We start from the raw sequence: 11,357 nt of genomic DNA, 5'->3' as shown, positions 1-11,357 counted from the left end.
TGCGGTGGAACCTAGTGGGTATAGGTCAGGCAGCCGATAAAACCGCCGCCATTCGCACCCGCCTGGATACTGGGCAATCCGGTTACCGTCTTTAGTGGCAGGTACAGGTCTTGCACTTCACGGACTTGCCCTCTTTGCCGACTTGAATACTGTCTGCAGAGCACTCGAAATCGTCATTAAAGTCGCAGGACTCCACCTTACAGGCACCGACTCCCGCTGCGCGATGGCTGCGCGTATGAGAAGAATTGTTGAAATAAGTGTCGCAACCGGGATTGTCGCCGTCGCCAATGGTGATGGCGCGGGCGTGGCAGCTGTCGTCGGAATTGTACGCGCACTGGGTGACAGAGCACTGGGCGACTTCCGGCATATCGGTGGCAATAATCATCGCGGGCCTCACAAGCGGATCTGGCTGCTGGTAACCCGCGGTTACTATCGGCGGGTTAAGAGTGCGGCACGGGGATGTGCCGTCGCCGGTGTTAACCGGCCCTACTAGCAGCCTAGTTCAGCGCAGTTTCTTGTCAATTGAGCCGCCGCGCGCGAGATGGCCGGCATTACCGGCCTCGTCCTGCTTTAAAGAACTGAATACTCCGCAAATGTCGGTCGGTGGAGAAAGATCGTCGATTCAGTGCTTGGTATAGGTCAGGCAGTTCACCGAGTTACCTTTGGATCCCACCTGAATACTGTCGGCGGTGCATTCAAAATCCTGGTTGTGGGTGCAGTCGTCTATCTTGCACGCACCTACGCCGGCAGTGCGGCTGCTGCTAGTGTGGCTGGCATTGTCAAAGAAAGTGTCGCAGTCGGGATCCGCGCCCTCACCGATAGTGATAGCGCGCGCATGGCAGGCATCATTGGCGTTGTAGGCACACTGGCTGATAACACATTTGGCGACTTCGGGCATATCGGTCGCAATGATCATGGTGAAGTTCTCTCGGGTAGTGGGGATCTTTTACGTTCGAGCCTAGTTCAGCTCAGACCCTTGTCAATGCACCGAGGATACCGACCATTCGCTAATGGCGGCCCCCTCTTTGGTCGGGTATAAAGATCACTTACGCGTCAAAAAACCATACGCGGAGCGAGTGAATGATCGGTAAGCCCTACCTGCTGTTTTTTGCCCTGGTGTACGTGGCGCTGCTGTTTGCGGTGGCCTGGCGGGCCGAGCACCGCAAGCAGTGGCTGCTGCGCTACCGCCCGCTGATCTATGCCTTGACCCTGGCTGTCTACTGCAGCTCCTGGACTTTCTTTGGCGCCGTCGGCCAGTCCGTGACCAGCACCTGGAGCTATCTGCCGATCTATCTCGGGCCGATGTTGCTGTTTCTGTTCGGTGGCGCCTTCCTGCGCAAGCTGATGCTGGTGAGTGAACGGCAGAAGGTGACTTCCATCGCTGACTTTATCGGCTCCCGTTACGGCAAGAGTCAGGGACTGTCGGCGCTCGTTACGCTACTGGCGATTGTCGGCAGCCTGCCGTATATCGCGCTGCAGCTGCGCGCAGTGACCATGGCCTGGGACTCGGTCGGCGCGACCTCACAGCCCGGTGACCTGTTCAACCTCGACACGGCCTTTGCCACCGCGCTGCTGATGGGCGTGTTCGCGATGCTGTTCGGCACCCGCCACCTGGAGGGGCGTGAACGCAACCGCGGGGTAGTGGCGGCTATCGCACTGGAGTCGATGGTCAAGTTGTTGGCTTTTGCCGCCGTGGCAGCATTTGCCACCTGGTTGCTGGTGGGCGGCAAGCACTTCGGGGTCGCCGAACTGCACCTGGACCCTCTGCTTCCCGATGCCAACTTCCTGACCCAGACCCTACTGGCAACTGCGGCCATCATTTGCCTGCCGCGCCAGTTCCATATGGCGGTAGTGGAATTTCAGGATCAGCGCGACCTGCGCACCGCGCGCTGGCTGCTGCCGCTTTACCTCGGATTCTTTTCTCTGCTGATACTGCCCATTGCACTCGCCGGACAGCCGATGCTGGCGCAGGGACTGCTGGACCCGGATAGCCTGGTGCTGACACTGCCGATGGCCAGCGGCAACGACGCACTGACCCTGCTCGCCTATATCGGCGGCTTCTCCGCGGCCACCGGCATGGTGATCGTCGCCGCGGTGACCCTGGCGGTGATGATCTCCAACGAGTTGGTGGCACCGCTGTGGCTGTTCCTGAGTCGTTTCACACCGCTGTCGGCGGCGTCGCTCGGTAATCACCTGCGCTTGATTCGCCGCCTCAGCATTCTGCTGCTGCTGATGATGAGCTGGGGCATGCACCGGGCCATTACCGGAGTGGCGCCGCTGGCGTCCATCGGCCTGCTGTCCTTCGCCGCCGCTGCGCAGCTGGCACCGGCGCTGGTCGGCGCTCTCTACTGGCGCCGGGCCCACCGCCTCGGCGTGCTGGCCGGGCTGGTGGCTGGCTACGGCCTCTGGTTCTACTGTCTGGTACTGCCGGCGGTCTATCCGCAGCACGCGGTGCTCAGCGAGGGCTTGTTCGGGCTCTCCTGGCTGCAGCCGGAGCAACTGTTCGGTCTCGGCGGGCTGGATCCGCTCAGCCACGGTGTTTTCTGGAGTCTGTTGGCCAATGTGTTGTTGTTTGTGTCCGTGTCCCTGCTGTGTCGCTCCCGGGAGCGCGATCGCCGTCAGGCGGAGGCCTTTGTCGAACTGTCGGAGCTCAATGCTGGCGTTGACCTGGAGCTGACCGCAATCAATGTCGGCCAGCTGAAGAGCCTTATGCAGCCGTTTGTCGGCCGCAAACGGTCCGAGCAGATCTGGAATGGTTTTGAACGGCGCAGCCAGCAGCGTCTGCTCGCCGACGACGCCGCGCCGCGTTTTGCCGTGCAGGAGGCGGAGAGCATTCTCGCCGGCATTATCGGTTCTGCCACTGCCCACCAGGTTATCGACTTGTTGCGGACCAACCGCCCGTTCCAGTTGGAGGACATTGCGCGGCTGGTGGATGGCACTTCGCAGAAGCTGCGCTTTTCCCAGGAGCTGCTGCAGACCACAGTGGAAACCATCAGCCAGGGTATCAGCGTGGTGGACGCGGACCTGCGCCTGGTGGCTTGGAACCAGCACTATATCGAGCTGTTCGATTACCCGGAGCGGTTGCTCTATATCGGTTGCCCGGTGGAAAAACTGTATCGCCACAATGCCGAGCGGGGCCTCTATGGCGAGAACGCTGACCTGGAGGCCGAGGTACAGAGGCGCCTGGAGCTGCTGCGTCACGGCAGCGCACACCGCTTCGAACGCCGGCTGCCGAACGGCAGCATCGTCGAGGTGCGCGGTACCCCGATGCCCGGCGGCGGCTTTGTCACCACCTTTACCGATATCAGCGATTACCGCGCGGCGGTGGATGCCCTGGAGGAAAACCAGCGTACGTTGGAAGATCGGGTGGAACTGCGCACTGCGGAATTGCTGCAGAGCAACGAGGCGCTACAGGCGGAGAATCGCCGCCGTGCCGAAGTGGAAGGCCAGATGCGGGAGTTGCACGCGGCCAAAACTCGCTTCCTCGCCCACACCAGTCACGACCTGTTGCAGCCGATCAACGCTGCGCGCCTGTTCATCGCCTCGGCGCAGCAGAAGGCCGCGCGAAGTGACTGGGACGAAACCCTGGAGGATATCGGCCATATCGACAGTGCGCTCAACACCGCCGAGCACCTGATCGGCGCGCTGCGCGAGATCAGCCGGCTGGATGGCGGCAACCTGACACCCAAGCGGGAGCACTTCCCGGTGGGTGAACTGCTGGATGCTCTCACGGTGGAGTTCCAGGCTATTGCCGCCAGCCGCGGCCTGCAATTGCGCTACCGGCCGAGCAGTCTGTGGGTGCAGACCGATCGCCACCTGTTGCGCCGGATACTGCAGAATTTCCTGAGCAACGCGCTGCACTACACCAGTCGCGGCAAGGTACTGCTCGGCGCACGGCGGCGCGGCGGGGAGCTTGGACAGGAGCTGGAAATCCAGGTCTGGGATACCGGTCCCGGCATTGCGCCCGAGGCGCAGGCGCAGATTTTCGACGAGTTCGTGCGCCTGACTTCAGCGGAGCGCCCGGCGGACAAGGGGTTGGGCCTGGGCCTCGCGATCGCCAAGCGCAGCGCGGATCTGCTGCAACACCCGATCGATGTGCAGTCGTCGCCGGGGCGCGGTGCCATGTTCTCTATCCGCGTCCCCCTGGGCGTGGCGGCAAGCGTCAAGCGGTTGAAGCCGCAATCGCAGCCTGCCGGCGCCGATCTGTCGGGAATCCGGGTGCTGTGTATCGACAATGAGGAATCGATTCTGCGCGGTATGCAGAGTCTGCTGAGTGGCTGGGGGTGCCGGGTAACAGCGGCGCGGTCACTGCGCGAGGCGCTGGATACCTGGCCCAGTGACCAGCCGCCGCAATTGGTGATCGTCGATTATCACCTCGACTGCAATGAGACGGGTATTGCGGCGCTGGACGGATTGAATCAACGCTGGGGGCAACCCCTGCCGGGTATTCTGATCAGTGCAGATATTTCCGAACAGGTGCGCGACGCCGCCGCTGCGCGCGGCTGTTTCTATCTGTCCAAACCCGTCAAGCCGGCGGCACTGCGCAACCTGGTGCGGCGGTTGGCGCGGCGGACTGCAGCAGCAGTGGAATCGTAGGGGCGTTTTCGCTCTGTAGGCAGATCGGAAGGCGAGTTGTGTTCTGGTGTGACCCGGTGGCGGTAAAGCACTGGGGACTGTATTTCGAAATCCAGTCCCCAGCACTTTGCCTTCGATTCCTAACGCACGACGCTGTAAGCGGAGTCGATCATCATGCAGACCCCGCCCGCAAATCAAAGGATCGGTCAGGCGTGTGCCGGCGCGTGTTTCGGTGGCGGCGTGAACTGTCCGGGCGGTTCCACATCCAGGCTGCCGAGCGCCAGTACGGCCTGGGTGCGCGAGTTGACGTCCAGCTTTCGGAACAGCGCCGTCAGGTGCGCCTTGACCGTGGCCTCGGTGACATTCATTTCATAGGCGATCTGCTTGTTCAGCAGGCCTTCGGCGAGCATCGTGGCGACGCGGAACTGTTGTGGTGTCAGCGATGCGACCACATCGGCAACCACCAGGTCTGAGGACTCCGCCGCACACTGATCCGCCACGCCCTGTGGTAGCCAGATTTCACCGGCCAGCGCCTGCTGTAGTGCTGTGCTGATTGTTTCTACCGGCGCCGATTTGGGCAGAAAGCCACAGGCGCCGTAATCGATCGCGCGGCACATGACCTCTGGTTTCTCGTTCGCGGAAACCACCATCACCGGCAACTCCGGATACTGACCGCTGAGAAAGATCAGGCCGTTGAACCCCCGTGCACCGGGCATATGCAGATCCAGTAACAGCAGATCGCAATCGCCGTGTTGGGCTACGCAGCGCTGCAGGCTGTCCATGTCCTCCGCCTCGTACAATTCGGCATCCGGGAATGCCTGGGTAATGGACTGGCGCAGGGCGCTGCGAAACAGCGGGTGGTCATCGGCGATAATGAACTTGTGCACCGCATTATTGGTGTTGGCGTGCATGGTTATCGCTCCCTCATCATCAATGGTTCCCGCCGGAAGCTGAAGTGCCGGCGAGAGTGAGTGCGTACACACATTATATTTTTATCAGTGTACGCCGATACTGTGAGCTGTTCTTATTGTTTCTGTCTATCGAAAACGGCGAAGCGGTACCGCCGTTCACAGGCGATACCGCTACTGCTTTTGACACGGCCGTGCGCACCGCCACACACGGCGTACAGTGATCAGGCCGTCTGTGCCAGTTCGGCGTGATTGTCGATCAGTTGCTGCACCACTGATGGATCCGCCAGAGTGGAGATATCGCCAAGCTGATCGCACTCGTCGGCGGCGATCTTGCGCAGAATACGGCGCATGATCTTGCCCGAACGGGTCTTGGGCAGGCCGGACGCCCACTGGATAACGTCCGGCGTGGCGATGGGGCCTATTTCGCTGCGCAGCCAGCTGCGCAGTTGCTGGCGCATCTCCTCGCTGGGTTCCAGTCCACTGTTCAGGGTCACGTATACATAGATACCCTGGCCCTTGATATCGTGGGGGTAACCCACCACCGCCGCCTCGGCCACGGCCTCATGAGCGACCAGGGCACTCTCCAGTTCGGCGGTGCCCATGCGATGGCCGGATACATTGAGCACATCATCCACCCGCCCGGTAATCCAGTAGTAGCCGTCGGCATCCCGCCGCGCGCCGTCGCCGGTGAAATACATACCGTCAAAGGTGCTGAAGTAGGTGTCGATAAAGCGCTGGTGATCCCCGAAAACGGTGCGCATCTGTCCGGGCCAGCTGTCCCGCAGCACCAGGTTGCCCTCGGCGGCGCCTTCGAGAATGTTGCCGTCGTTGTCCACCAGCGCCGGCTGTACACCGAAGAAGGGGCGGGTGGCGGAGCCGGGTTTGAGCGCGGTGGCACCGGGCAGCGGCGTCAGCATGGCGGCACCGGTTTCGGTCTGCCACCAGGTGTCGACGATGGGGCAGCGGCCGCGGCCGAAGGTGCGGTGATACCACTTCCACGCCTCGGGATTGATCGGTTCGCCGACGGTGCCCAGCAGACGCAGGCTGGAAAGATCTGCCCCCGAGACAGGCTTGTCGCCCTCGGCCATCAGCGCGCGAATGGCAGTCGGGGCGATATAGAGAATCTCGATTTTGTGTTCGTCGATAATCTGCGCCACGCGGGTCACGTCGGGATAGTTCGGCACCCCCTCGTACATCACGGTGGTGGCGCCGTTCGCCAGCGGACCGTAGATGATATAGGAGTGACCGGTGACCCAGCCGATATCCGCGGCACACCAGTAGCGCTCGCCGCGGCGATAATCAAAGACGTACTGGTGTGTCAGGGAGGCGTAAGTGAGGTAGCCGCCGCTGGTGTGCAGCACACCCTTGGGTTTGCCGGTGGAGCCGGAGGTATACAGGATAAAAAGCGGATCCTCCGCGTTCATTTCCTCTGCCGGGCAGTCGTCGCTCTGTTGCGCCACCAGTTCGCCGAAGTCGCAGTCGCGTTCCGGGTTCCAGGAGACTTGGTCACTGGTGTAATTGACCACGACCACCTTGTCCACGGAAGTCTCGCGGCACAGCTCGACTGCCTTGTCGACGTTTTCTTTCAACACCACCGAGCGGCCACCGCGCACACCGGCATTGGCGGTAATCAGTACGCGGGATTTGCCGTCGTCCATGCGGCCGGCCAGGGCCTCAGGAGAAAAACCGGCGAAAACCACCGAATGCACTGCGCCGATGCGCGCACAGGCCAGCATGGCCACCGCGGCTTCGGGAATCATCGGCATATAAACGGTGACCACATCGCCTTTCTGGACGCCGAGCGACTTGAGACCGTTGGCGAAGCGGCACACATCTGCGTGCAGTTCGCGATAGCTGATCTCTCGTGAGACACCGGGCTCGTCGCCCACCCACAGGATGGCGGTGCTGTCGGCGTGCTCGGCCAGGTGGCGGTCGAGGCAGTTGGCCGCGACATTCAGGCTGCCGTCCGCATACCAGCGGATATGCAGGTCGTCCCTGGCGAAGGAGACGTCCTTGACCTGGGTGTAGGGCTTGATCCAGTCGAGCCGCTGGCCCTGTTCGCGCCAGAAGCCTTCACTGTCCGTGATGGAGCGGTTGTACAGTTCGAAGTAGTCCGCTTCATTCAGCAGGGACTTGTCAGCGTAGTGCTGCGGGACGGGGTAGACGGATTGCTCAGACACGGTGGGCCTCATCATCTTGCCATTCTTGTTTATTGCATTCTGCAGGTCCGCCGCGGTCGGGCGTATTAGACAAAAGTCGAAATAGGAGAAATGGGTCCTTAGACATTGGTCGAAAGATGGGCGGATTTAGACCAATGGTTAATACCAAAGTGACAGCCAACAGGCTTTTATCGTCAGCGGCAAAGCAGTATTTCGACAATTAGCGCTCGGAGGGAGCTTATGTCGCTTACAAGAATAAAATCCGCCCGCACCGCCGCGGGCCTGTTTTCAGTGATGATGACCAGTCTGGTACCGCTCTCTGCGGCGGCGCAGACCAACACCGAGGAACTGCAGCTGCGTATCGATGAGCTGCAGGCGCAAGTGGACAGGCTTGCCGCTGAGGCAGCGCAGCAGCGCCGTGCGGTGGTTGATAATCCAGAGCCACCACAGCAACCACAGGGCACGCAGATAGAGATCGGTGGCTTTATGAAACTGGACAGTATGTTCAGTGACTATTCCGATGGCAACGCCGCGACTGCCGGTATCGGCGAGGACTTCCTGGTGCCGTCCACCATCCCGATCGGCGGCGAAGGTGGCGATACCAAGTTCCAATCTCACGCCAAGTCTTCGCGCCTGTTTATCAAGAGTCACACCGCGGTGGCGGGGGGACAGGTGAACACGCACCTGGAAATCGATGCGATGGCCAGCGGCCAGGGTGACGAGCGCATCAGCAACTCCTATGCCCAGCGCCTGCGCCACGCCTATGTCGACTGGCAGATGGACGACCGCAACAGCCTGCTCGCGGGCCAGACCTGGTCCACCTTCTTCAATGTCGGTGCGCTGCCGGAAGGGATGGATTTTGTCGGCCCCGTGGGCACCATTTTCGAACGCCAGCCGCAGTTGCGCTACACGCGCAGATTGGGCAGTGGCAGTTTCCAGCTGGCCACGGAGAACCCGTCGACTACGCTGTACGATCCCCTGGACATCGGGGGCAGTGAAAACCCCTACGACGACAGCAGCACACCGGACCTGGTGCTGCGCTACAACAACAGTGCCGGGGATTTCAGCTACTCGGTGGCTTCCATGAGCCGCGAGCTGTCCTACGATACTGGCGCGGACACCGAATCGGTTCGCGGTTATGCGATCAGCGTGTCCGGCAAGTACCAGCTGGGCCGTGACGATATCCGTTTTATGCTGAGCTCCGGTAACGCACTCGGTCGCTATATGGGGCTCAACGGTTACCGCGCGGGAATCATCGAAGCCGATGGCGGCATTGACCTGATCGACCAGAGCGGAGGCTTTGTCGCCCTGCGCCATTTCTGGAGTGATGAGTGGCGCAGCAACCTGGTGCTATCCGCCTCCCAAGCAGACAATCCGGATAGTGTCTCCGATATGACCGCGTCGGCTTACCAGAGTATGCAGCTGAATCTGCTCTATTCGCCGATCCCGAAAATGACCCTGGGTGGCGAGTATATTCTCGCCAGCAAAGCCGTGGAAAACACCAGCGGTGCTTTGGCCGATGACGAGGGAGAGCTGCAACGTCTGCAGTTTTCGGTAAAGTATGTGTTCTAGCGACTCCCGGAGTGCCCGATTGGGCGCTCCAAATAAACCGATAATAACTCTTAATAATTTTTTTGGGAGATAGAAAGATGAGTTTCGAAAGCGAACAACACGCGGACGATTACTGGAAGGAAAACTTGCGCCTGATGCTGACGTTGTTGGTCATCTGGTTTGCAGTTTCCTTCGGTTGTGGCGTCCTGCTGGTCGATGAACTCAACGCGATTCGCCTCGGCGGCTTCAAGCTTGGCTTCTGGTTTGCCCAGCAGGGTTCCATTTACGTATTCCTGGCGCTGATCGTCGTGTACGTGCACAAGATGAACCAGCTCGATCGCAAGTACAACGTGCACGAGGATCACGAAGAACCGGAAGAGTTTGAAGAAGCACTCGAAGAAGAGTTCGGCCAATAGGAGCAGATCATGGATATCCAAACCCTTACTTTCCTGATCGTCGGCGCGACCTTTGCGCTGTACATCGCTATCGCGATCTGGTCCCGTGCCGGATCGACCCACGACTTCTACGTTGCCGGTGGCGGCGTCAATCCGGTGGCCAACGGCATGGCCACTGCGGCGGACTGGATGTCCGCGGCCTCGTTTATTTCCATGGCCGGCCTGATCAGCTTTATGGGCTATGACGGCGCCGTCTACCTGATGGGCTGGACCGGCGGCTATGTGCTGCTGGCGCTGTGTCTGGCACCTTACCTGCGCAAATTCGGCAAGTTCACGGTGCCCGCGTTTATCGGCGACCGCTACTACTCGAATACTGCGCGTACCGTGGCGGTGATCTGTGCGGTGTTTGTCTGCTTTACTTATGTGGCCGGGCAGATGCGCGGTGTCGGCGTGGTGTTCTCGCGCTTCCTGGAGGTAGATATTACCACCGGGGTCATCATCGGCATGGCGATCGTGTTCTTCTACGCGGTGCTCGGGGGTATGAAAGGCATCACCTACACCCAGGTCGCCCAGTACTGCGTGCTTATCTGTGCCTACCTGGTACCGGCCATTTTTATTTCCATCATGATGACCGGGCACGTCATTCCGCAGATCGGTTTTGGTGCGGAGCTGAATGACGGATCCGGCACCTATTTACTGGATAAGCTCGATGGGCTGTCTACAGAGCTCGGTTTTGCGGAGTACACCTCGGGGACCAAGAGCACCATCGATGTCTTCTTTATCACGGCCGCACTGATGGTCGGTACTGCCGGTCTGCCGCACGTGATCGTGCGTTTCTTCACCGTGCCGAAAGTGCGCGACGCGCGAAAGTCCGCCGGCTGGGCGCTGCTGTTTATTGCCTTGCTCTACACCACGGCGCCGGCAATCGCCACCTTCGCCCGGGTGAATATGATTGACACCATCAACGGCCCGGATGCGCAGGGTACTTCCTATGAGCAAGCGCCTAGCTGGATCAGCAACTGGGAGAGCACCGGCCTCATCTCGTGGGAGGACAAGAACGGTGACGGCAAGATGTTCTATTCCGGCGATGAGCGCAACGAGATGAAAATCGACCGCGACATCATGGTGCTGGCCAACCCGGAAATTGCCGACCTGCCGGCCTGGGTGATCGCGCTGGTTGCGGCCGGTGGTATTGCCGCGGCGCTGTCCACCTCGGCTGGCCTGTTACTGGTAATCTCGACCTCGATCTCCCACGACCTGCTCAAACGCAACCTGATGCCCCATATCACCGACAGGCAGGAACTGCGTTATGCACGGGCCGCATCGGCGGTGGCCATCTGTATCGCGGGTTATCTGGGAATCAATCCACCGGGCTTTGTGGCACAGGTAGTGGCGTTCGCTTTCGGGCTCGCAGCGTCGTCCTTCTTCCCGGCGATTATTCTCGGGATTTTCAGCAAGCGCATGAACAAGGAAGGGGCGATCGCGGGCATGATCTCCGGTATCACCTTTACCGCGCTCTATATCATCTACTTCAAGTTCATCAATCCCGCGGCCAATACGCCGGATAACTGGTGGTTCGGTATCTCTCCTGAGGGCATCGGTACCCTGGGCATGATCCTGAACTTTGTCGTGGCGAGCGCGGTAGCGCGTTTCACTTCCGACGCACCGAAAGATGTACAGGAGCTGGTGGCTAATATCCGCTTCCCGAAAGGGGCCGGTGAGGCCAGCGCACACTGAGTTGTCACTGCTTGCGGTTGGGGCAGCGT

The 11,357-nt window shown here is 60.5% G+C and carries 8 protein-coding genes; 4 read left to right on the top strand and 4 right to left on the bottom strand.

Annotated elements, in window-relative coordinates:
- Window positions 1-91 precede the first annotated feature (91 nt).
- Window positions 92-385, bottom strand: a complete 294-nt coding sequence (locus IG168_RS01835) for a DUF1540 domain-containing protein (RefSeq protein WP_193161426.1) — start codon at window positions 383-385, stop codon at window positions 92-94.
- A 237-nt stretch (window positions 386-622) separates the two neighbouring features.
- Window positions 623-916, bottom strand: a complete 294-nt coding sequence (locus IG168_RS01830; protein ID WP_193161425.1) for a DUF1540 domain-containing protein — start codon at window positions 914-916, stop codon at window positions 623-625.
- 164 nt (window positions 917-1,080) lie between these two features.
- Here IG168_RS01830 and IG168_RS01825 point away from each other — a divergent pair, with 164 nt between their 5' ends.
- Window positions 1,081-4,596: a NahK/ErcS family hybrid sensor histidine kinase/response regulator gene (locus IG168_RS01825; RefSeq protein WP_193161424.1), complete on the top strand. Its 3,516-nt coding sequence runs from the start codon at window positions 1,081-1,083 to the stop codon at window positions 4,594-4,596.
- Window positions 4,597-4,781: 185 nt separating this feature from the next.
- Here the strand turns inward: IG168_RS01825 and IG168_RS01820 are convergent, their stop codons facing one another.
- On the bottom strand, window positions 4,782-5,486 hold the full coding sequence (locus tag IG168_RS01820; protein WP_193161423.1) for a response regulator transcription factor: 705 nt from the start codon (window positions 5,484-5,486) through the stop codon (window positions 4,782-4,784).
- Between the two features lie 221 nt (window positions 5,487-5,707).
- Window positions 5,708-7,666: an acetate--CoA ligase gene (acs, locus tag IG168_RS01815; RefSeq protein ID WP_193161422.1), complete on the bottom strand. Its 1,959-nt coding sequence runs from the start codon at window positions 7,664-7,666 to the stop codon at window positions 5,708-5,710.
- Window positions 7,667-7,885: 219 nt separating this feature from the next.
- Between acs and IG168_RS01810 the strand changes: the two genes are divergently transcribed.
- The 3 genes from IG168_RS01810 to IG168_RS01800 all read left to right on the top strand — a co-directional run bounded on the left by IG168_RS01810 (window position 7,886) and on the right by IG168_RS01800 (window position 11,328).
- Window positions 7,886-9,217 carry a DcaP family trimeric outer membrane transporter gene (locus IG168_RS01810; RefSeq protein WP_226876407.1) on the top strand — a complete coding sequence of 444 codons (1,332 nt, stop codon included), beginning with the start codon at window positions 7,886-7,888 and terminating at the stop codon, window positions 9,215-9,217.
- 77 nt (window positions 9,218-9,294) lie between these two features.
- Complete coding sequence (locus IG168_RS01805) at window positions 9,295-9,612, top strand: DUF4212 domain-containing protein (RefSeq protein ID WP_193161421.1); 318 nt, start codon at window positions 9,295-9,297, stop codon at window positions 9,610-9,612.
- 9 nt (window positions 9,613-9,621) lie between these two features.
- Window positions 9,622-11,328 carry a sodium:solute symporter family protein gene (locus IG168_RS01800; RefSeq protein ID WP_193161420.1) on the top strand — a complete coding sequence of 569 codons (1,707 nt, stop codon included), beginning with the start codon at window positions 9,622-9,624 and terminating at the stop codon, window positions 11,326-11,328.
- The last annotated feature ends 29 nt before the right edge of the window (window positions 11,329-11,357 follow it).

Origin of the sequence: Microbulbifer hainanensis (genome assembly GCF_014904735.1) — a bacterium.
Classification (GTDB): domain Bacteria; phylum Pseudomonadota; class Gammaproteobacteria; order Pseudomonadales; family Cellvibrionaceae; genus Microbulbifer; species Microbulbifer hainanensis.
Note: the sequence above shows the minus strand (reverse complement) of the source record. Positions and strands in the feature narration are given on the sequence as shown.

What these genes read in the sequence shown, in the direction of transcription:
- IG168_RS01805 (WP_193161421.1), top strand. Translation starts at nt 9,295, where the DNA reads ATGAGTTTCGAAAGCGAACAACACGCGGACGATTACTGGAAGGAAAAC.
- IG168_RS01800 (WP_193161420.1), top strand. Translation starts at nt 9,622, where the DNA reads ATGGATATCCAAACCCTTACTTTCCTGATCGTCGGCGCGACCTTTGCG.
- IG168_RS01810 (WP_226876407.1), top strand. Translation starts at nt 7,886, where the DNA reads ATGTCGCTTACAAGAATAAAATCCGCCCGCACCGCCGCGGGCCTGTTT.
- IG168_RS01825 (WP_193161424.1), top strand. Translation starts at nt 1,081, where the DNA reads ATGATCGGTAAGCCCTACCTGCTGTTTTTTGCCCTGGTGTACGTGGCG.
- IG168_RS01835 (WP_193161426.1), bottom strand. Translation starts at nt 385, where the DNA reads ATGATTATTGCCACCGATATGCCGGAAGTCGCCCAGTGCTCTGTCACC.
- IG168_RS01830 (WP_193161425.1), bottom strand. Translation starts at nt 916, where the DNA reads ATGATCATTGCGACCGATATGCCCGAAGTCGCCAAATGTGTTATCAGC.
- IG168_RS01820 (WP_193161423.1), bottom strand. Translation starts at nt 5,486, where the DNA reads ATGCACGCCAACACCAATAATGCGGTGCACAAGTTCATTATCGCCGAT.